Origin of the sequence: Oceanicola sp. 502str15 (genome assembly GCF_024105635.1) — a bacterium.
Taxonomy (GTDB): domain Bacteria; phylum Pseudomonadota; class Alphaproteobacteria; order Rhodobacterales; family Rhodobacteraceae; genus Vannielia.
The window spans coordinates 3,921,454-3,942,328 of the sequence record NZ_WYDQ01000001.1; the positions used below are offsets into that span (position 1 = coordinate 3,921,454).

The window sequence follows — 20,875 nt, forward strand, 5'->3', positions numbered from 1 at the left end:
GCAAGGGAGGACAGCTTGAAACACTTCAAAACGCTCTTGGCGGCATCCGTCGCACTGATGATGGGCACCCAGGCGCAGGCGTGGGAGCCTGAGGGCACCGTTGAATTCGTGGTGCCCTACAGCGCCGGTGGCGGGAGCGATGTGAACGCCCGCCTGCTTGTCGAAGCCTGGCGGAAGCATGGCATCGTGGACGCCAACGTGGTTGTGCTGAACAAACCCGGCGGCTCCGGCGCGGTGGGCAACACCTATACCTTCAGCAAGGACGGCGACCCGAATACCATCCAGACCTATGTGTCCGGCCAGATGATGAGCTCGATCTCCAACAATGCGGCGGTCCAACTCGAACACCTCACGCCACTCGGCACCCTGACACTCGACACGCTGCTGCTCGTGACCCGCAGCACGGAGGACTACGCCGATTTCGCAGCGCTCGTCGAAGCAGCCGCCAAGGAGCCCAACAGCGTCACCATCGGCGGCGTGTCGCGCGGCAGCGAGGATCACCTCGTCTTCACCATGCTGAACGACAGCGTCGATGCCGAGCTGCAATACGTGCCCTTCGACGGCGGCGGTGACGTTCTGTCGGCGCTTCTCGGCGGTCACGTGGACGCGGCCATCTTCAACCCCAGCGAAATCGGCCAGCAGGTCGAGGCCGGGCGGGCGCATCCCCTCGGGGCCTTCTCCGAAGAGCGCCTCGCCGCGCCGTTCGAAGCCACCGAAACTTTCGGGGAGATGGGCTATGCAGATGTGGCCATCAGCCTGTTCCGCGGCTACGTCGGCCCGCCCAACATGCCCGCCGAGGCCGTGGCCTATTGGGAGAACGCCCTGAAAGAAGCCTATGAAACCGAGACCTGGCAGCAGGAATACATTGCTGACAAAGGCCTGATCGGGCGCTTTATCGGCGCGGCCGACAGCGCCGAGTTCTACGCCCGCGAGGCGGAGAAGTACCAGCGCCTGCTCGAAGCCGTGGGCTTCGTCAACTGACCGATAGGGTGGGCGGCGCAACACCTGTCGCCGCCCGCCGACCCGCCGCCCGTCGTCGCAACGGGCATTGCCCGCTTTCCAGGAGACAGATCGTGTCGACTTCCGTTGAACCGCGCCCAGCGCGGTCTCTCTTTGCATCCGCCGTGGCCCTCGCCTGCCTCTGCTTCGGGGCGCTCTTCCTCGGGTTCGGCCTGTTCAAATACGGCTTCTGGATGGACCGTGGCCCCGGTGCCGGCTTCTTCCCGGCCGTATTCGGTGCGGGCACCGTGCTGCTTGCCGCCTTCGAGCTGATGCGCCCCGGCCAGATCAAGGGCCGGGTCCAGCTCAGAAACCACGCGCCGATCATCGCCATACTCGCCGCAATCCTTTGCATCCCGCTCGTAGGAATGATCCCCGCCATGGCGCTGTTCGTGCTGGGATGGCTGAAGCTGGTCGAGGGCGCGCCATGGCTGCGCTCGCTGCTGGTCGCCGCAGCAACGGCGCTCCTGACCACGCTGATCTTCGACGTGTGGCTGCGGGTGCAATTCCCGCCGAGCCTTCTCGAAAAACTCCTCTGAGGTTCCCGACATGGACACGCTGATTGCACTACAGAACGGCTTCGCCACCTCCCTGTCGCTCGGAAACCTGAGTGCGGCCCTTATTGGGGCTGCCTTGGGCATCATCGTAGGCGCCATTCCGGGGCTCGGCTCGGTGACCGGTATCGCGCTCCTGCTGCCACTTACCTTCGGGATGGACCCGACCACCGCCGTCATCCTGCTGGCGGCGCTCTACTACGGGTGCATGTTCGGCGGCGCCTACAGCGCCATCCTGTTGAACATTCCGGGTGACGCGCCGGCTGTGATGACCGCGCTGGATGGCTACCCGATGGCCAAGCGCGGCGAGGGCGGGCAGGCGCTCTTCGCGGCCAATCTCGCCTCCTTCATCGGCGGCACGGTGGGGATCATCGCGCTCTCTTTCATGGGGCCGCTGCTCGCCGAGATCGGGCTGATGTTTGGCCCGCCCGAAACTGCAGCACTCATCCTGCTGGCCCTCTGCTCGATCGGCTGGATGCTAGGCGACAACGTGGCCAAGGGGCTGATCGCCACAATGCTGGGCATCCTGCTGGCGGTCGTGGGTATCGGCTCCACCTTCGGGCACGCGCGCTTTACCGGCGGCTCCATGCACCTGCTCAACGGGGTGTCCTTCATTCCACTTGTCATAGGCATGTTCGGCTTCAGTCAGCTGCTTGAGATGATGACGGATCGTCCGAAGCCGGGCGAGGGGCCAAGGCAGATCCCGCTGCGGGAGTCGATTCCGGGCCGCAAGCAGGTGGCGCGTCTCGTGCCGCTCAGCCTGCGCTCCGGGCTGATCGGCACCTTTGTCGGCATCCTGCCGGGGGCAGGGGCCACAACCGGTGCCTTTCTCTCCTACGTCTTCCAGCGCAAGATCGGCCGCAACGGCGACCAGATGGGCAAGGGCGTGGTCGAGGGCGTGGCGGCATCGGAGGCGGGCAACAACGGTGCCGCCGCCGGCTCCTTCGCGCCGCTCCTGTCGCTCGGCATTCCGGGCTCGGGCACGTCGGCGGTGCTTCTCGGTGGCCTGATGATGTGGGGCCTTCAACCCGGCCCACTGCTCTTTACCACCCGGCCTGACTTCGTTTGGGGGCTGATCTCGTCGATGTATATCGGCACCGTCATGGCCGTGATCGCGGCGATGCTGATCATCCCCTTCCTCATGCAGATCCTGCGCATTCCGATCTCGGTGCTGATCCCGGTCATCGCCACTGTCTGCGTGTTCGGGGCCTATAGCGTCAACGGCAGCATGTTCGATGTCTGGCTCATGCTGACCGTTGGCATCGCCGCCTACTATCTCAAGGTGGCCGAATACCCCATCGCACCCCTCGTGCTCGCCTTCGTGCTCACCCCGAGGCTCGAAAGCAGCATCCGCCGTTCGTTCGATATCTCAAACGGCGATCCGTGGATTTTCCTTTCAAGCCCGATTAGCGTAACGCTAATTTCGGTGATCTGCGCTTTGGTCGTGATGGGCGTCGCCGGAGCGGTGGTGAACAGGGTCAGAGTTCGCGCCGCCAGAACGTAAGATTGGCCGGTCGGCTCCCTGCGCGGGGGCGCAGGCCTCAGGGGGTGCCGCGACAGGATGGAAGAGAACGGGACGAGTGAAGCCGTCGAGATCGGCACAGCGACCGCGGCGCAACCGGCAGCCACCGAGGAGCACAAGGCCGCCGTGGTGGCGGCCAAGCTGCGGGAGATGATTATTACCAACCGCTTCGCGCCCGGAAGCCCGGTGCGCGAGCGTGCGCTGGCCGAGGAGCTACAGGTCTCCCGCACCCCGCTTCGCGAGGCGCTGAAGATTCTCGCCAATGAAGGGCTTCTCGTGCTCAATCCCCGGCGCGGCGCCACCGTCGCAGTGCTGGACGACGACGAAGTGCGCGAGTTGCTCCAGCTGCTGGGCGGGCTTGAGGCTTTTGCCAGCCGGCTGGCCTGCGAAAATATCACGGATGCCACGCTGCGCGAGTTGCAGGCCCTGCACCACGAGATGATCGCCGCCTATTGGCGCAGTGACCGGATCACTTACTTCCATCTGAACCAGAAAATTCACCTCACGCTGGTGCGCAGCGCCGGCAACTCGGTGCTCGAAGAGCATTACCGCATGGTGAATGCACGGCTCTACCGCGTGCGCTACGAGTTGAACCTCAAGACCAACCGCTGGGGAGATGCGATCCGCGACCATGAGGTCATCATGGAGGCGCTGGAGGCGCGGGATGGCGCGCGCCTTGCCACGGTCCTTGAAGACCACGTGCTCAAGGCCTTCGACCGGTTGCGTCGGGGCGAAGTCGGCCCCGACGCAGAAGAAACCGCAGAGGGCTAGCTGCCTGTCCAGTCAGGCTTGCGCTTCTCTCCGAAGGCCCGGATACCCTCCCGAAAATCCTTGCTGCCATAGCAAGAGGAGATGAGGTCGTCGATATCGGGCAGGCTTCCCTGCGTCAGTCGGCTAAGCGCCGCCTTGCTGGCCGCCATCGAGAGCGGCGCGCCGGAGCAAAGCTTCGCCACGAGCTTGTCTGCCGCCTCGTCGATGTCACCGTCCTCCACGATCCGTGCCAAAAAGCCGGTGCCGGCAAGCTCCTCGGCGGTCAGCAACTCCGCCAGCAGCAACATGCGCTTTGCGATGGCATCGCCCAATGCGCCCGACATGCGGGCATAGTTTCGGATCGACAGACAGTTGCCCAGCGTCCTGGCGATCGGCACACCAAAACGAGCGCCCGCTGTTGCGATCCTCAGGTCGCAGCCGCCTGCAATGTTGAGCCCACCCCCAATCGCCAGCCCGTCGATCACCGCAAGTGTCGGGGCGGGGATGGCGGCGAAGGTGTCGAGGATGCGATCCATCTTGCGCTCGTAAGCAATGCCGTCTTCACCGCTCTCGAACTCGGCAAACTGCGCAATGTCGGACCCGGCCACAAAGGCCCGCCCGCCGACGCCCCGCAGCATGACCGCACGCAGCCCTTCGGTGTCTGCCAGCTTCTGGCTGATCTCCTCGAATTCGCCATACATCTTCCATGTCATGGCATTCATCGCCTCGGGCCGGTCAAACCAGATGCGGGCGACCGGGCCGTCCAGCTCCAGCCGAACTTCGCCTGCGCTCATCCGAACGCTCCTTCCGCGCGCAGCTTTGCAGCGTCGAACCCAAGTTCGCCCGCAAGCTCGTCGGTGTGCTGGCCAAGAAGCGGCGGTGCATAGCGCACCTGCTGCGGCGTGCCGCGCAGCTTTACCGGAAAGCCGAGCGCATTCATCTCTCCTTCGGTCGGGTGCTCGATCCTCATGATCATGTCCCGTGCCTTCGTGTGATCTGCCTCAAAGACCTGGCCGAAATCGTTGATCGGCCCGGCAGGCACGCCCCTGTCGAGGAAAGCGTCGACCCAGCCCGTGGCGGTGCGTTCGATGAAGACGGGGGCCAGCGCCTCAACCAGGGCATGGCGGTTGGCCACGCGGTCCTTGTTGGTCATGAAGCGTGGGTCTTCATGGATGTCGGGCCGTCCGATCACTTCGCAGAACAGGTCCCAGAGCTTCTGGTTTGCCGCGCCCACCACGAACATGCCGTCGCTCGCGGTGAACGCCTGGTAGGGCGCGCTCATCCGGTTGGCCGTGCCCAGCGGCTTGGGGGATTGCCCCGTCGCCCAGAATTCCGTGGTCTCCCAGATCGAGAGCGACAAGGCCGCCTCGAACAGCGAAGCATCCACATATTGCCCCCTGCCAGTGGTGCCGCGGCCAATGATCGCGCTGAGAATGCCATAAAGGCAGAACAATCCGGCGCCCAGGTCGCCCACCGACACGCCAGACTTCACCGGCCCGGTATCAGGATGGCCCATCGCGCTCATCACGCCCGACATAGCCTGTGCGATCAGGTCAAAACCCGGCCGTTGAGACCAGGGCCCGGTCTGCCCGAAGCCGGAGATGCTGGCATAGACCAGCTTTGGGTTCAGGGCGGAGAGCGTGTCATAGTCAATTCCCAGACGCTTGGTCACGCCGGGGCGGTAATTCTCCACCACCACATCGGCGGTCTTGACCAGTTCGAGCAGCATCTGCCGGCCGCCCTCCGTCTTCAGGTCGAGCGTGACCGAGCGCTTGTTGCGGTTCAGCGCCAGAAAGCCCGGGCTGTCGGTGCCTTTCATCCGAAAGCCCATCGAGGCGCGGGTCTGATCCCCTTTGGGCGGTTCGATCTTGATGACGTCGGCGCCCATGTCGCCCAGCATCATGCAGCAGAAAGGCCCGGCCATGACCTGCGTCAGGTCGATGATCCGCAGCCCCGCGAGCGGAAGGGGGGTGCTTCCGGTCTGGTCTTGTCTTGGAGTGGTCATCTTGCGCGTGCTGCCTCCCTGCCATCACATGTCGCTTCAACTGAGCATTCTTGTATGCAAGATTCGCCCGAGGTCAACCGCTGCGGCCTTCCCGCCGCCGGAAAGATTGCCGTGGCGGCATGAAATCAGTAGGTCGGTTCAACCTGTGCAGAGGAAAAGGTGTCATGGCCAAGCTACCCGAGAATGCAGAGGCGCAACGCCGCAAGGGCGCGCTGCATATGGCGACCACGCAGAAGCTGCGCGACATGATCGTGTCGGGCGAGTTGGCGCCGGGCGAACGGCTTCGCGAATCGCATTATTGCCAGCTCTTCGGTGTGTCGCGCACACCGTTCCGCGAGGCGGTGAAGGGGCTGGCGGCCGAGGGGCTCATCGAACTTTCCCCCAACAAATCCCCGGTCGTCGCCAAGTTGAGCGCTGAGGATCTGGAGCATATCTACGTGGTCGTCGCCGCCCTGGAGGCCACGGCGGGCGAGATTGCCTGCACTTTGATGACACAGGGAGAGTTCGCTGAAGTTGTTGATCTTCATAGCAAAATGCTCGAGGCCTATGAGCACGGCGACCGCAGCGAATACTTGGCGATCAACCACCTGATCCATCGCCGCGTCGTGGAGTTCGCCCGCAATCCGGTGCTGCTGGCGAGTTGGGAGGTGCTGGTCCCGCGCGTGGAGCGGGCGCGTGCCGTTGCCAACCTTGACCGCAAGCGTTGGCTTGCCGCGGTGTCGGAGCACTCCCGGATGCTGGCGGCGCTTGGCGCGCGCGATGGGGCCAAGCTGGCGCAGATGACGCGTGAGCATTTCATGAATGGCCTGTCCTTTTCCCAGCGCCATGCGCGGGAGCAGATGACGCAGGAATGAAGGCCTGTTCAGCGGGCGGCTTTACCCACGACCAAGGCTTTTCTTCTGCCGTCGGGCCGGATTTCTTTCGCTTCGCCTATTGACGATCAAAAATCTTGCATACAAGAATGCACATCAGAGGCGACCAAGGGAGGCGTCTCCCTGGCTCGGCCAGACAATCAATTGGGAGGAAAACCATGAAGCTCAGTTCCATCCGGCTGGCGTCTGCGGCGCTCGCCGTCACGGCTGCATTCGCCGCGTCCACCGCTGGCGCACAAAGTCTGCGTTACGCTCACGTCGGCTCCGAGGGCGACATCCAGCATTGGTTCGCCGCCGAAACGGCGACCCGCATTCCAGAGGCCACCGGTGGCGATGTCACCGTCACTGTGTTCCCCAACTCGCAACTCGGCGGCGTGCAGGAAACCATCGACGGCGTCCGTTCCGGCTCGATCACGATGGCGCACCATGAGTTCGCTTCGCTGGCGCAGCTGGTCGAGGATATCGCCGTGTTCAACGCCCCGTTCATCTACCGCGATGGCGAGCATGCGTTGAAGGCCACCGACCCGCGCACATCGCCGGTGCTTCAGGCCTTCAACGAACAGCTGATCGAGAATGGCAACATGCGTGTCATCGGCCGCCTGTTCCGCGGCGCTCGCCAGATGACCGCCAAGATGCCGGTCTACTCGCCCGCCGATCTCGAGGGGCAGCCGTTCCGCGGCGTGCCGCTCCAGCTCTGGACGACGATGATCAAGGGTTTCGGCGCCATCCCCACGCCGGTCGAGGTGAGCGAGCTGCCAACCGCCCTCATGACAGGCATGGTCGTGGGGCAGGAGAACCCGCTCACCATGATTAACGCCAACAAGCTTTATGAAGTGCAGAGCCATGTCATGCTGACCGGCCACATGCAGAACGTGCTGCCCGTCTTCATCAACGAAGATGCCTGGCAGTCGATCTCCGAAGAGAACCGGGAGAAGGTGTTGGATGCGCTCGACACGCTGGCCTACGAAACTCTCGCAACGGCCCAGCAGGCCGAGCAGGATCTGGTGGGTGAGCTGACCGAGAAGGGCATGACCTTCATCACCGCCGAAGACGGCCTCAAGCTTGACGAGTTCCGCGCCGGCGTGGTCGCACAGGTGAACGAGGACTTCCCGACCTGGGCGCCCTACATCGAACAGATCGCCGCGATCGAGTGATCCCCAGCGGGGAGGGGGAGCCTGCTCTCCCTCCCCCAAAGTTCCAAACTCAAGTTCGACGGAGAGGCATGCCCCGTGTCGCATGATCCCGAAGCCGGCGCGCAAGCCGCCGCGCTCCCGACCAACGCCCTTCTGGCCGACCGCATCCTGAATCCGGTGCGCAGGATCCTGCGGCTGTCTGGACTCGTGATCCTGGCTGTCATGATCGCAACGCCGATGGCCCAGGTCATCATGCGGCAGTTCTTCAGCATTCCCCTGATCGGGGCCGACGAGCTCTCGCGCTTCATGCTCATCAGTGTCGTGATGTTGACCATTCCCTATACCGTCTCCTCGGGAGCGAGCGTCCGAATGGAGGAAGTCCAGCACGTGTTCCCCGAGTGGGTGCAGCGCGCTCTTCGGGTGATGATCGCCCTCTTGGGCCTCGCCGCCTTCACATTCGCCTCTTGGTCGGTGCTGACCGCAACGCTGAAAAACCTGAATAACGCGACGCCCACACTCGGCATCCCCTACTACATCTTCTTTTCGGCCACGGCGGTCGGCTTCTTCTGCGCCGCGCTGGAGTTTGCCCTGCTGGCCTGGAAAGCGCTCATGGGGCTTCCGATGTACGTGACATTCGCGGCCGAGCAACCCACCGAGGAGCTCTCCCTGTGAGCCCCTTTTCCCAGACTGCAAAACTTCGAGGTCCGACGTGGGCTACCTGATCCTCGCCGTGTTCGCCGGCATGTTCCTGATGGGCTTTCCTATCGTCCTGTCCATCCTCGTGCCATCGGCGCTCTACATCGCGCACAACGGCTTTCCGATCGAGTTGATCGGCCAGCGGATGACCTACGCGCTCGACAGCTTTCCTCTCGTCGCTGTGCCGGTCTTCATCTTCGTCGGCAACCTGATGAATCAGGCCGGCGTCACGGCCCGCATCTTCCGCTTCGCCGATACGCTGGTGGGCCGGGTGCCGGGCGGGCTGGCGCAGGTCAACATCTTCTCCAGCCTTATCTTCTCTGGCATGAGCGGCGCGGCCCTCGCCGATGTGGGCGGCCTCGGCAAGATCGAAATCAAGGCGATGGCCGAGCGCGGCTTTTCGCGTGCCTTCGCGGGCGCCGTCACCGCCTCATCTGCCGTTGTCGGCCCGATCTTTCCGCCGTCGATCCCGCTCATCATCTACGGCTCGGTCACCGGCGTCTCTATCGTGCAGCTCCTGCTGGCGGGCATCATCCCGGCGATCGTCTGCGTGTTGATGCTGATGATCGCCACGGTCATCATCGCCTATCGCAAGAACCTGCCCCGCGCCGAACGCTGGGCGCGCCCCTCCGAGATCCAAGCCGCTCTGTGGCCCGCAATCCCGGCGCTGCTCACGCCCCTCTTGCTGGTCGGTGGCATGCTTCTGGGCTGGTTCACACCCACCGAAGCGGCCTCCGTCACCGTGTTCTACGTGATCTTCATCAGCAGCGTGGTCTACCGCGAGCTGACGATGGGCCACATCCTCTATGCCGCCTACGAGACCATCAAGAGCACCGCCGCGATCCTCATCATCGTCTCGGCCGCCGCGCTCTTCGGCTGGATTCTCGCCATCGAGCAGATCCCGCAGAGCTTTGCCGCCACGCTCACCTCGATCTCGCAGGATCCGGTGATGCTGCTGATGATCGTCAACCTGATCCTGCTGATCGCCGGAATGTTCCTCGACAGCACGACAGCCACGCTGCTTATCATCCCCATCATCGCCGGCCCTTTGCACGCAGCGGGCGTCGATCCGGTGCACCTTGGCATCGTGGCGATCTTCAACCTGATGCTGGGGCTGGTGACGCCGCCGATGGGGCTCTCGCTCTTTCTCATCACCGATATTGCCCAAGTGTCGATGCGGGCGATCCTGAAGGCCATGATGCCTTTCTACATCCCGCTCGTTGCAACACTTCTTCTGCTCACCCTCGTGCCGGAACTCTCGCTGTTCCTGCCCAAGATGATCCGTTAATCACCAAAAAGGAGACTGCCATGAAACTCGTCGTCGGTTCAGATCATGCGGGCTTTCCGCTCAAGGCCTCTGTGGTCGAATACCTCCAGGAACTCGGTCACGAGATCACCGATGTCGGCTCCTACGATCCGGCGCCGGTGGATTTTCCGGTGATCTCGGGCAAGGTCTGCGATGCGGTGCTCGATGGCTCGGCCGACCGTGGGCTGCTCATCTGCGGCACCGGCGTGGGCGCGGTGATCGCGGCCAACAAGCGCGCCGGCATCCGCGCCTCCATCGGCCACGATGTCCATTGCGCCCACCAGGGGGTGGAGCATGACGACGTGAACGTGATGTGCATCGGCGCCCAGATCGTGGGGCCCTGGCTGGCGCGCGATTTGGTCAAGGCCTATGTCGAAGCCGAGTTCGACGCGACCGAAGACCATGTGCGCCGGGTGGAAATGCTGCACGAGCTCGACCGCACCCGCGGAGCCTGAGGGCAATGCAGATCATCGACGCCCACCACCACATCTGGGACCCGACGCAGAATTACCATCCCTGGCTGTGTGATGACGCGCCGATCCCCTTCCGCTACGGTGATTATTCCGCCCTGAGGCGCCCCTACCTGCCTGCGGATTACCGGGCCGACGCCGGAAAATATGAGGTTGTCGGGTCGGTCTACGTCGAAACCGAGTATGACCCGGAAGACCCGCTGGGCGAGGTGGAGTGGATCACCGCCATCAGCCGTGACGCGGGCTTGCCGACGGTCGTGGTGGCGCAGGCCTGGCTCGACCGGGCGGGCCGTGAAGAGCTGCTGGCGGCCCACGGCGCACATCCGCTGGTGCGCGGCATCCGCCATAAACCAGCCTCCGCTCCGGCGGCGGACAAGGCCGCGCGCGGAACGCCCGGTTCGATGGACGATCCGGCCTGGCGCGAGGGCTACGCGCTGCTTGCGCCTAATGGCTTGTCGTTCGACCTGCAAACGCCGTGGTGGCATCTCGATGCCGCCGCCGACCTTGCCCGTGACTTCCCCGAAACCCGGATCATCCTCAACCACACCGGCCTGCCCGCCGACCGAGCGCCAGAGCCGCTCGCGCGCTGGCGGGAGGCTCTGCACGGCATGGCCGAGCACCCCAATGTTGCGCTCAAGATCTCCGGCCTCGGGCTGCCCGGTCAGCCCTGGCGGGTGGACGACAACCGCAACATCGTTCTGACAGCCATCGAGGCCTTCTCGCCCGAGCGCGTCATGTTCGCCTCCAACTTCCCCGTCGACTCCCTCGTCGCCGGGTTCGAAACCATTTTCGACGGGTTCGCCGAGATTACTTCGGGCTTTTCCGAAGCCGAGCGGGCGGCCATGTTCCGCGACAACGCCCGCCGCATCTACCGCATGGAGAATGTATGACTGCAAATGCCAACCTTCCCCGGATCGGCTTCGTCGGGCTGGGCATCATGGGCGCGCCGATGGTCCGCCGCCTGCTGTCTCAGGGCTTTCAGGTCACCGTGTGGAATCTCGAGCCCGAGCGTGCCTCCGAGGTCGTGCCCCATGGCGCTATCTGGGCCGAGAGCCCCGCGGCGGTGCGCGAGGCCAGCGACATCCTCGCCATGTGCGTGCTCCACGCAGAGGCGGTCCGCAACTGCTGCTTCGGGCCGCAGGGGTTTGACAAGGCCAGCAGCGGCGCGAAGCTGATCGTGGATTTCTCCACCGTCGCCCGTGATCTGACGCTGGAGATCGCCGCCCGCATGGCGGAGCATGGCGTCGGCTGGGTCGACGCCCCCGTCTCGGGTGGGCCGGACCCGGCAGAGACCGGCACGCTCACCGCAATGATCGGAGGTGCCCCGGCGGATGTGGAGCGCGCCGCGCCAGTTCTTAGCGCCTTGACGCGCACAGCCACACATCTCGGTCCGCTCGGGGCAGGGCAAGTGGCAAAGACTTTGAATCAGGCCATCGTCGGCACCAACTATGTTCTCATGGCAGAGGTCATCACGCTGGCGCGCCGCGCCGGTATCGACCCCGCCTTGTTGCCCGACGCCCTCGCCGGCGGCCTGGCCGATAGCCAAATACTTCAACGCACCTACAAGCAGATGGCATCGGATGATTTCGATCCACCCAAGGCCTATGCCCGCCAGCTATCCAAAGACATGAAGGCGCTGGCAGACTTCGTGGTGGAGCAGGGTGGGGGAATGCCGCTGATCGACCGCGCGGTCGAAACCTACGTGAGCTATGCCGAAGACGGCAACGCCATGTCGGATGCGGCGGCCATCAGCGCCTACTACAGCAAAAAGAAGTCATGAGGGCTTCCGGGCGGCACAGCGGCGCCGCCCGGTGTAGTCTTCAGGCAGCCTCTTCGAGGAGCGCCACATAATCGGCATGGGTCAGCGGCACCGGGTTCGTGGCCGCCGAGTGATCCTTCAGCGCCGCATCGGCCACGTCCTGCCACTGGCTGCCATCGAAGCCGATCTCGCCGAGGGTCTTCGGCAGGTTCAGCCGGGCGCAGAGCGCCGCGAAATGGCCCGCCGCATCTCCACCGGCGATCCCGAGCCGCGCGCTCATCGCTGCAAATTTGTCTGCGGCCGCCGCCGCATTTCGCCTTAGGACCGGCGCCAGAAGGATGCCATTCAGCGTGCCGTGGTGCGGGTTGATGTCCTTGTAGGCGCCAAGCGGATGCGAAAGCGCGTGGATCGCCCCCAACCCCTTCTGAAAGCACAAACCGCCCTGCAAGGACGCCATCATCATGCCGCTCCGTGCCTCGGCATCTTCCGGGTTACTGACCGCGCGCTCGATGTGGGTGACGGCGCGCTGCAACCCGTCGAGGGCGATGGCGTCGGCCACCGGGTTTTCACGCGGGCTGAGATAAGTCTCGACGCAGTGGCTGATCGCATCAATGCCGGTGGCGGCGGTGAGCCCGGCAGGCAACCCATAAGTCAGCTCCGGGTCGCAGAGGGCCAGTCGCGGAATGAGGTGTGGCGAGATGAGGCCCACCTTGCGCCCGTCCTCCAGCGTCATCAGAGAGGCGCGGCCCACCTCGCTGCCGGTACCGGAGGTGGTCGGGATCGCAATGATCGGCACAATCGGCTTGATCCGCGCAATACCACCTTCGATGGCAGCGTAGGTTGCCAGCGCCCCTTCGTGGGTCACAAGCAGGCCGACCGCCTTGGCAAGGTCGATGGGCGAGCCGCCGCCCATCGCAATGATGCTGTCGCAGCCCTCGGCGCGAAATTGCGCGGCTGCCTCGCGCGCGGCCTCCTCCGTCGGGTTGCCGGGTGTGCCGTCGAACACCGGCAGCGGCTCTGAGAGCGCGGCGTTCAGCCGATCCAGCAAGCCGGCGGCTGCAATGCCCTTGTCGGTCACGATCAGTGGCCGCTGTGCCCCAATGCCCGCGCGCAACTCGTCAATCCGGTTCAGCTCACCTGCGCCGAATTCAATCTGGGTGAGATAGTTGATAGTGGCCAAATTCCGGCCCTCCCTGTGCTTTCTTGATTGTCCTTGCAGCCCGCGAGCTTAGGCGAGCTTGTATTTCTCTGCCGCCTCGGGGTTGATCTCCAGCCCGAGGCCCGGCGCCGTGGGCGGCTCGAGATAGACCCCGTCGGCCTCGACACGCTCCGAAATTCTCGGACCGCTAAAGAGCATCGTCTGGATGCCCAGCAGGGCATTGTCCAATTTAAAGTACTCAAGCCACTTCACGCTTTGCAGCCCGCAGGCGAGGTGAATGTGTATCGGCTGAAGGTTCCACGGCGAAACCACGCGCCCATGGGCCACGGCATGATCGTGGATCCGCATCCACTCGGTGATCCCGCCGCAGATGGCCGCGTTGGGTTGGGCGATATCGATGCCGCCGTACTCGATCAGGGCTTGGTATTCGTGGAGCGAGGTATGCTGCTCTCCGCCGGCGATATGCACGTCACCGGCCCGGGCCCGCACTGCGCGGTAGCCCGCAAAGTCCTCTGGCTGCACCGGCTCCTCCAGCCAGTAGATATTGTGCCGTTCCCATTTGCGGAGCTGCTGTAGCGCCGTATCCACGTCCCAGGTTCCGTTCACATCGACCATCAGCAGCACGTCCTCCCCGATTGCCTCGCGCACGGCGGCGACCCGGGCATCGGCCTCCTGGATGGTCACATGGCTGCGCGCGCCCCGGATCTTCAAGGCGCGGTGGCCATCGGCCACGTAGGAGGCGGCGCGCTCGGCCAGGTCGGCGGGGGGCATGTGGTGGGCGCAGTTGATGTAGGTCGGCACCTTGTCGCGTCGCCCGCCTACAAGCTCTGAAAGCGTGCAGTTGGCGGCTTTGGCACGCAGATCCCAGATCGCGAAATCGAGCGCCGAGATGCAGACCCGCACAATGCCCTCGCCGCCTCGGCGCGGGATCGTCCGGAACATGCGCTCCCAGAGGTCACGGTGCAGCATGGCGTTGGCGCCGATGATCTGAGGGACAAGCACATTTGCGATCAGATCGCGAAAGATGTGCCCCACGCCACGTGGCGCGCTGGCAAAGCCCGTGCCGACCAGCCCGCTCTCGGTTTCAAGCTCCACCACCACGACCTCGCCAATGTAGGCATCCCCCGCCTCGCCCCCATAGGCCGACACTTTGGCGTTCACGATCTTCAGCATCCCATGGGGTCTCCCTTGCGCGGGCAAACTGCCCTGATTTGAATTTGGCATACCATAATTCTCGAATCCTCCGGACTTCAATAGGCAATATGGCGCGTTAAATATCTGTAAATTCATGGATCCATCTTGTGCTTGGACTTTTGGAATGCCAAATATCCCGAAATCAGGAATCACCGAGGCTCGCGAGCGCTCGTCACGCCAGAGCGGTTTCCCGATCCGCCGAAGTGGCTCGCATGGCCTGAAAGAAGGAGGACTATTCACATGCTGATCGGCAAACATCTGATCGCAGGCAACTGGGTTGCGGCGAGTGAGGTTTTTTTCTCGGAACCGGCCCATGGCGCCGCACATGCGTTCTCGGTCGGCACGCCCGAGCTGGTGAACAAGGCCTGCGAGGCCGCCGAAGAGGCGTTCTGGACCTACGGCTATGCCTCCCGCGAGACCTGCGCCAAGTTTCTCGACACCATCGCTGACGAGATCGAGGCGCGGGGTGACGAGATCACCGAGATCGGCACCTCCGAGACCGGCCTGCCCGAGGCCCGCCTGCAGGGCGAGCGCGGCCGCACCACCGGCCAGCTCCGCCTCTTTGCCAGCCACATCCGCGAGGGCAAACACCTCGACGTCCGCCACGACAAGGCCCTGCCCGACCGGGCACCGCTGCCCCGCCCCGACCTGAAGATGGTGCAACGCCCGATCGGCCCCGTCGCCGTCTTCGGCGCCTCCAACTTCCCGCTCGCCTTCTCCACCGCGGGCGGCGACACTGCCGCCGCGCTGGCCGCGGGCTGCCCCGTGGTGGTCAAGGGCCACTCCGCCCACCCCGGCACCGGCGAGATCGTCGCCCAGGCCATCGACGCCGCGATCAAGAAATGCGGCATCCACCCCGGCGTCTTCTCCCTCATCCAGGGCGGGAAGCGCGACGTCGGCACCGCCCTCGTCGAGCACCCGCTCATCAAGGCCGTGGGCTTCACCGGCTCGCTCGGCGGTGGCCGCGCCCTCTTCGACCTCTGCGCCGCCCGCCCCGAGCCGATCCCCTTCTTCGGCGAGCTGGGCTCGGTCAACCCGATTTTCATCCTGCCGCACGCCGCCAAGGCCCGTGGTGCGGCGATGGGCGAGGGCTGGGCCGGGTCGCTGACCATGGGCGCGGGCCAGTTCTGCACCAACCCCGGCATCGCCGTCGTCGAGAAGGGCGCGGACGGTGACGCCTTCGTCTCTGCTGCCAAAGCCGCGCTCGAAAAGGCCGCCCCGCAGACCATGCTGACCGACGGCATCGCCAAGGCCTACCAGGACGGCAAGGCCCGCTTCGACGGCCGCAACGCGGTGACGGCCCTGCTGACCAACGAGGACGAGGGCCGCAACGCCTCCCCCAACCTCTACGAGACCGACGCCGCAGCCTACCTGCAAGACCACGCGCTGGGCGAAGAGGTCTTCGGCCCCCTCGGGCTGGTCGTCCGCGTCTCCGGCAAGGACGAGATGGAGACGCTGGCAAAAGGCTTCGAAGGCCAGCTCACCGCCACCATCCACATGGACGAAGGCGACACCGAGCGCGCCAAGGCCCTGCTCCCGATCCTCGAGCGCAAGGCAGGCCGCCTGCTGGTCAACGGCTTCCCCACCGGCCTCGAAGTGTCTGACACAATGGTCCACGGCGGCCCCTACCCGGCCTCCACCAACTTCGGCGCCACCTCTGTCGGCACCCTCTCGATCCGCCGCTTCCTGCGGCCCGTGTGCTACCAGAACATGCCCGACGCGATCCTCCCCGAAGATCTCGCCGGAGCCTGACAGGCAAGCCGCCGCGCCGCGCGTGGGTGCGCTGCGGCATCGAAGCGCGGGGTATCCACATCTTATCGCAACAACAATGTGCCTTTCCCACATGTTTTCGACCTCACTTGCGGCGCTACACCAGCTTCGACGCCAATAACGAGGAAGAGCCATGCGCAGACTGCGAAAGACGATCATCACCTGTGCCGTGACTGGATCTGTCCATACACCGTCCATGTCGCCGGCGCTGCCCGTCACACCCGCCGAGATCACCGAGCAGGCGCTCGCCGCCGCCGAGGCCGGGGCCGCGGTTCTGCATCTGCATGCCCGCGATCCGCAGGACGGGCGGCCCTCGCCCGACCCCGCGATCTTCGCGCAGTTCGTGCCTCAGATCGCGGCACGGACCGACGCGATCATCAACATCACCACAGGCGGCAGCACCCGGATGACGCTGGACGAGCGGCTGGCCTATCCGCTGGTGGCAAAGCCGGAGCTGTGCTCGCTCAACATGGGGTCGATGAACTTCAGCTTTCACAAGGCTGCGCAGGGCGTCGAACACTGGCAGCACGACTGGGAGAAGCCCTATGTCGAGGGCAGCGAAGACCTGATCTTCCGAAATACCTTCCGGGACATGAAATCGGTCATCGCGCGGCTGGGGCAGGCGCATGGCACCCGCTTCGAGTTCGAGTGCTATGACGTGGGCCACCTCTACAACCTAGCCTATCTGCGCGACGAGGGGCTGGTCGAGGGGCCGCTGTTCCTGCAATGCGTGCTGGGTATCCTCGGCGGGCTAAACGCGGATCCAGAGAACCTGTTCCTGATGCGCAGCACCGCCGACCGGCTGTTTGGGCGCGACGGCTATGCCTTCTCTGTTCTGGGGGCAGGTCGGCACCAGATGGGCCTTGTCACAATGGGCGCGATCATGGGCGGACATGTGCGCGTCGGGCTCGAGGACAGTCTCTATATCGCGCGCGGCAAGCTGGCGCAGTCCTGTGCCGAGCAGGTGAGCAAGGTCCGCACTCTGCTCGAAGCCCTGTCGCTGGAGGTCGCAACCCCCGACGAGGCCCGCGCTATCCTTGGCACCAAGGGCCGCGACCGAACCGCCATCTCAGCCTGAGCCGCGCCGTCCCCGATCGGTGCCCGGAGCGGCAGACAGGTGGTCCAGTCGCAGAGCGACATGCAGCTCCAGAAATGTGGTCGGGTCATCCCAGCCGCCGGTGACATGGCGCAGCGTGTCCAGTCGTTGCCGGACGGTGTTCACATGCACCGACAGGCTGTCGGCCGTGCGCGCCATGTTATGCTGGCAATCGAAATAGCACAGCAGCGTCCTGGCCAGCTGGGCTCGTCCTTTAGGGTCGCGGGCGCGGATCGGCGCCAGCCGCCGCGCCACCAGATCCCGGATGCGCTCAGGGTCAGCCTGCTCGAACAGACGCCCGAACAGGCCGATCTCGGCATGGTCGATCACGCGGGTCAAAGGCGCGATCCGCTGCATCACCCGCAGTGCACCCGACATCTCGCGCCAGGTGGCAGCGCAGTCTTCGAGTGCCGTGACGGGCGGCGAGAGCAGCCCGCCCGCCGTCACCCCGCGATCCTGGCGCTGCAACCGCTCCGCCAGTTGAGCGATTTCGGGCAACGGCCCGACCGCCAGATAAGCGTCGTCGACTAGGTCCACCAGCAGGCTCAGCCGCCCCGCCGCCGTTCGGACATGATCGGTTTGTGCCTCGCGGTCCGGTCCCGAGAAGGTGACGAGCAGCATCTGCACCGGCTCCTGCGCACCCATGTCCAGCCGGTCGCGCACCGCCTCCAGCGTCGAGGCGTCGGGCGGCGAAACCAGCACCAGATGCCTCAGCAGCGTCGAAGCGGCGATCAGCTGATCCGCCTGGCGTTTCTCTGCCCAGAGCTTGGCGATCGACAGTGCCACCGCGCTTCGTTCGAGGTTGCGCAGCGGAATGCGCCCGATGTCGCCCTGATGGCAGATCACCAAGCTGTCGCCGCGGGGCAGCCCACCGTGCAGCGACAGCACGAGGGCGCGATCACCATCGCGTTCTGCCATCAGCTCGGAGCGTCCGCTGCGGCGCGAGCGCGCAATCGCAGAAAGAAGCGCCGCGTGGTCCATCTTTCCGTCGCGCAGAGCTTCCCCCAGCGTTCCGGAATAGCGGCTGTCAGCAACCTCGTCGCGAATCTGAAAGCCCGGATCGAGATAGAAGATCGCGCCCGACACCAGGCTTGCCATGCGTTGCATGAAACTCTGCAAGTCGGCGCCGCGTGCCAGTAGCGACATCATCTCGTCGTGGCTATGGGCAGAGTCCTCGACCTCTGCAATATGCCGCTGAAGCGACCCACGGGCCTGTTCCGCCGTGTCCAGCGCCTCGGACAGTCGCGCGAAGCTGCGGGCGTTGTTCATTGCCACCCCGGCGTGCTGCGCAAAGGACCCGATGACCGAGATCTCGCGACCCGAGTATTTTCGGCTGTAGCGGTCTGCGACGAACAGCAGCCCCATGACCCGCCCTTCGGACAGGATCGGAAACCCCGCGAGCGAGGAAATGTTCTCGCGCCGGAACTGTTCATCCAGGGCCTCAGAATGGCGGAATCCCGTGTCATTCAAGTAATCGGCTGTGGTGAAGAAGCTCTTGGTCTGCATGATGTGGCCGACCACACCATGGAGGATGTCGGCCTTCATCTCGGCTGTGCCGGGCGACAGGTTGCCCTCCGTGGCGTAGTTGCGAAACAGGCCTTCGTCCTCATCCAGCATGGTCAGCCAGGCAACATGCGCCCCCGCCAGGTTGCGCGCGCGGCTGACGATCTTGCCCAGCAGCTCTTTCAGCGAAAGTGTACTGGACAGGTCGTGCGCGGTCTCGATCAGGAGTGTCAGGCCCCGCTCGGCGAGCGCCGTTTCCTCCGGAGCTCGCGCCAGCCGACCGAGATCCTCGGCAAGATCAGCATGGTCGGTCCCCAGCTGGTCCAGCAGCGGCTGGACGGCTGACGCCTGCTGCCCCTCGACCATTTCGGCCACGATCCGCGATACCAGCGGCAGGCTGTCGCGCTCCATTCCTCTTCTCCCCTCTTCGTGCCGTGCAGCAAGCCGCCCCTGATGGTGAAAACAAACATGCTTGGCCCACATAAAAAGGCCACGGACATGGAGAATGTCCACATATCCTGTCACCCTGGATCATGGAAGGTTTTGGCGGAAACGGACAGGCGGCCGCAAGAGCCGCTGCTTCCAGGGAGGACTACCATGGCCACGATCTACCCGCACGCAGGCGCGGCGCTCGAAGGATTGCTGTCGGACGGGATGCTGATCGCTGCCGGCGGCTTCGGCCTGTGCGGTATTCCGGAGCTGCTGATCGCGGCCCTGAAAGACAGCGGCGTAAAGAACCTGACCGTGGCCTCGAACAACGCGGGCGTAGACGACTTCGGCCTTGGCCCGCTGATGAAGCATCGCCAGATCACCCGGATGATCTCTTCCTACGTCGGCGAGAACGCCGAGTTCATGCGCCAGTATCTCGCAGGCGAGTTGCAGGTCGAGTTCACCCCGCAGGGCACGCTGGCCGAACGCATGCGCGCGGGCGGTGCGGGCATTCCGGCCTTCTACACGCGCACCGGCGTCGGCACACAGGTCGCCGAGGGCAAGCCGCACGCCGAGTTCGAGGGCGTCACCTATATCCAGGAACGCGCGCTGGTTGCCGACCTTGCCATCGTCAAGGCGTGGAAGGCCGACCCCACCGGCAACCTCGTGTTCCGCAAGACCGCGCGCAACTTCAACGTGCCGGCGGCCACCTGCGGGCGCATGTGCGTCGCCGAGGTCGAAGAGATCGTGCCAGCCGGCAGCCTCGACCCCGACATGATCCACCTGCCCGGCGTCTACGTGCATCGACTGGTGCAGGGGCGCCACGAAAAACGCGTCGAGCAGCGCACCGTGCGCGCAGCCTGACCGCAGTGCTGGACGCCGAACAGATCGAGGCCTTTGGCCGCTTTGGAGCGGAGGCCGAACCGGAACACCAGGAGAGAACGATGGGCTGGACACGGGACGAAATGGCCGCGCGGGCCGCGCAGGAGCTTGAGGACGGCAGCTACGTCAACCTCGGCATCGGCATTCCGACGCTGGTGTCCAATCACATCCCCGAAGGCTTGACCGTGACGCTCCAGTCCGAGAACGGAATGCTGGGCATGGGCCCCTTCCCGCGAGACAGCGAAGTCGATCCCGACCTGATTAACGCGGGTAAGCAGACCATCACCGAGCTGGCTCATACCGCTTATTTCGACAGTGCCACCAGCTTCGGCATGATCCGCGGCGGCAAGATCGCCATGGCCATCCTCGGTGCGATGGAGGTCAGCGAGACCGGCGACATTGCCAACTGGATGATCCCCGGCAAGCTGGTCAAGGGAATGGGCGGCGCGATGGACCTTGTGGCCGGCGTCGGACGGGTCGTGGTGGTGATGGATCACCGCTCCAAGCACGGCGAGTCCAAGCTCTTGCGCGAATGCACCCTGCCGCTGACCGGCAAGGGCGTGGTGGATCGCATCATCACCGATCTCGGGGTGCTGGACGTGGTGCCCGGCGGGTTGCGCATCGTCGAATGTGCCCCCGGCGTGACCGAGGCCGAGCTTCGCACCGCGACCCTGGCCACGATCGTCTGACGTCTGACCGAATTCTCACAACGGACCTGCCTCCGTGGCGGCAGGTCCTGTCCGCGCACGCCGGCGGAGCAACGTGCCACGCAAACA

General features: G+C 64.8%; 20 protein-coding genes. 15 read left to right on the top strand and 5 right to left on the bottom strand.

The window, feature by feature from the left end; translation table 11 throughout:
• The first annotated feature begins 15 nt into the window (after positions 1-15).
• From GTH22_RS19270 to GTH22_RS19285, 4 genes are all read left to right on the top strand, one after another.
• Complete coding sequence (locus GTH22_RS19270) at positions 16-981, top strand: tripartite tricarboxylate transporter substrate binding protein (protein ID WP_252947209.1); 966 nt, start codon at positions 16-18, stop codon at positions 979-981.
• 143 nt (positions 982-1,124) lie between these two features.
• The gene (locus GTH22_RS19275; protein ID WP_252947210.1) at positions 1,125-1,538 is read left to right on the top strand and encodes a tripartite tricarboxylate transporter TctB family protein; all 414 of its coding nucleotides are present in this window, start codon (positions 1,125-1,127) and stop codon (positions 1,536-1,538) included.
• 10 nt (positions 1,539-1,548) lie between these two features.
• Positions 1,549-3,057 (top strand): tripartite tricarboxylate transporter permease, encoded by a 1,509-nt coding sequence (locus GTH22_RS19280; RefSeq protein ID WP_252947211.1) that lies wholly within the window; start codon positions 1,549-1,551, stop codon positions 3,055-3,057.
• Between the two features lie 57 nt (positions 3,058-3,114).
• On the top strand, positions 3,115-3,846 hold the full coding sequence (locus GTH22_RS19285; protein WP_252947212.1) for a GntR family transcriptional regulator: 732 nt from the start codon (positions 3,115-3,117) through the stop codon (positions 3,844-3,846).
• Here GTH22_RS19285 and GTH22_RS19290 read toward each other — a convergent pair.
• Together GTH22_RS19290 and GTH22_RS19295 are read right to left on the bottom strand one after the other, a co-directional pair.
• Complete coding sequence (locus GTH22_RS19290; RefSeq protein WP_252947213.1) at positions 3,843-4,619, bottom strand: enoyl-CoA hydratase; 777 nt, start codon at positions 4,617-4,619, stop codon at positions 3,843-3,845. The two genes, GTH22_RS19285 and GTH22_RS19290, sit on opposite strands and share 4 nt — an antisense overlap.
• On the bottom strand, positions 4,616-5,830 hold the full coding sequence (locus GTH22_RS19295; RefSeq protein WP_252947214.1) for a CaiB/BaiF CoA-transferase family protein: 1,215 nt from the start codon (positions 5,828-5,830) through the stop codon (positions 4,616-4,618). Before GTH22_RS19295 ends, GTH22_RS19290 begins: the two co-directional genes overlap by 4 nt.
• Before the next feature lie 164 nt (positions 5,831-5,994).
• Between GTH22_RS19295 and GTH22_RS19300 the strand changes: the two genes are divergently transcribed.
• The 7 genes from GTH22_RS19300 (at position 5,995) to GTH22_RS19330 (ending at position 12,087) form a co-directional block, all read left to right on the top strand.
• Positions 5,995-6,684, top strand: a complete 690-nt coding sequence (locus GTH22_RS19300; RefSeq protein WP_252947215.1) for a GntR family transcriptional regulator — start codon at positions 5,995-5,997, stop codon at positions 6,682-6,684.
• Between the two features lie 176 nt (positions 6,685-6,860).
• A complete protein-coding gene (locus GTH22_RS19305) occupies positions 6,861-7,856 on the top strand; it encodes a TRAP transporter substrate-binding protein (RefSeq protein WP_252947216.1) in 996 nt (331 codons plus the stop codon).
• 75 nt (positions 7,857-7,931) lie between these two features.
• A complete protein-coding gene (locus tag GTH22_RS19310) occupies positions 7,932-8,507 on the top strand; it encodes a TRAP transporter small permease subunit (RefSeq protein WP_252947217.1) in 576 nt (191 codons plus the stop codon).
• Positions 8,508-8,544: 37 nt separating this feature from the next.
• The gene (locus GTH22_RS19315) at positions 8,545-9,819 is read left to right on the top strand and encodes a TRAP transporter large permease subunit (RefSeq protein ID WP_252947218.1); all 1,275 of its coding nucleotides are present in this window, start codon (positions 8,545-8,547) and stop codon (positions 9,817-9,819) included.
• Between the two features lie 20 nt (positions 9,820-9,839).
• Complete coding sequence (locus tag GTH22_RS19320) at positions 9,840-10,292, top strand: RpiB/LacA/LacB family sugar-phosphate isomerase (protein ID WP_252947219.1); 453 nt, start codon at positions 9,840-9,842, stop codon at positions 10,290-10,292.
• 5 nt (positions 10,293-10,297) lie between these two features.
• Positions 10,298-11,197 (top strand): amidohydrolase, encoded by a 900-nt coding sequence (locus GTH22_RS19325; RefSeq protein WP_252947220.1) that lies wholly within the window; start codon positions 10,298-10,300, stop codon positions 11,195-11,197.
• Entirely contained in the window at positions 11,194-12,087 is an 894-nt protein-coding gene (locus GTH22_RS19330; RefSeq protein WP_252947221.1) for an NAD(P)-dependent oxidoreductase, read from the top strand. Before GTH22_RS19325 ends, GTH22_RS19330 begins: the two co-directional genes overlap by 4 nt.
• Before the next feature lie 40 nt (positions 12,088-12,127).
• Here the strand turns inward: GTH22_RS19330 and GTH22_RS19335 are convergent, their stop codons facing one another.
• Together GTH22_RS19335 and GTH22_RS19340 are read right to left on the bottom strand one after the other, a co-directional pair.
• Positions 12,128-13,246, bottom strand: coding sequence for an iron-containing alcohol dehydrogenase (locus GTH22_RS19335; protein WP_252947222.1), 1,119 nt, complete (start codon positions 13,244-13,246; stop codon positions 12,128-12,130).
• Between the two features lie 48 nt (positions 13,247-13,294).
• Complete coding sequence (locus GTH22_RS19340; RefSeq protein WP_252947223.1) at positions 13,295-14,398, bottom strand: mandelate racemase/muconate lactonizing enzyme family protein; 1,104 nt, start codon at positions 14,396-14,398, stop codon at positions 13,295-13,297.
• Positions 14,399-14,659: 261 nt separating this feature from the next.
• Here GTH22_RS19340 and GTH22_RS19345 point away from each other — a divergent pair, with 261 nt between their 5' ends.
• A complete protein-coding gene (locus tag GTH22_RS19345; protein ID WP_252947224.1) occupies positions 14,660-16,171 on the top strand; it encodes an aldehyde dehydrogenase (NADP(+)) in 1,512 nt (503 codons plus the stop codon).
• A gap of 160 nt (positions 16,172-16,331) precedes the next feature.
• The gene (locus tag GTH22_RS19350) at positions 16,332-17,267 is read left to right on the top strand and encodes a 3-keto-5-aminohexanoate cleavage protein (protein WP_252947682.1); all 936 of its coding nucleotides are present in this window, start codon (positions 16,332-16,334) and stop codon (positions 17,265-17,267) included.
• Here the strand turns inward: GTH22_RS19350 and GTH22_RS19355 are convergent.
• Complete coding sequence (locus GTH22_RS19355; protein ID WP_252947225.1) at positions 17,259-19,199, bottom strand: GAF domain-containing protein; 1,941 nt, start codon at positions 19,197-19,199, stop codon at positions 17,259-17,261. The genes GTH22_RS19350 and GTH22_RS19355 overlap by 9 nt on opposite strands.
• Before the next feature lie 186 nt (positions 19,200-19,385).
• Here GTH22_RS19355 and GTH22_RS19360 point away from each other — a divergent pair, with 186 nt between their 5' ends.
• Positions 19,386-20,081 carry a CoA transferase subunit A gene (locus tag GTH22_RS19360; protein ID WP_252947226.1) on the top strand — a complete coding sequence of 232 codons (696 nt, stop codon included), beginning with the start codon at positions 19,386-19,388 and terminating at the stop codon, positions 20,079-20,081.
• Between the two features lie 80 nt (positions 20,082-20,161).
• Positions 20,162-20,788: a 3-oxoacid CoA-transferase subunit B gene (locus tag GTH22_RS19365; RefSeq protein WP_252947683.1), complete on the top strand. Its 627-nt coding sequence runs from the start codon at positions 20,162-20,164 to the stop codon at positions 20,786-20,788.
• Positions 20,789-20,875 lie beyond the last annotated feature (87 nt).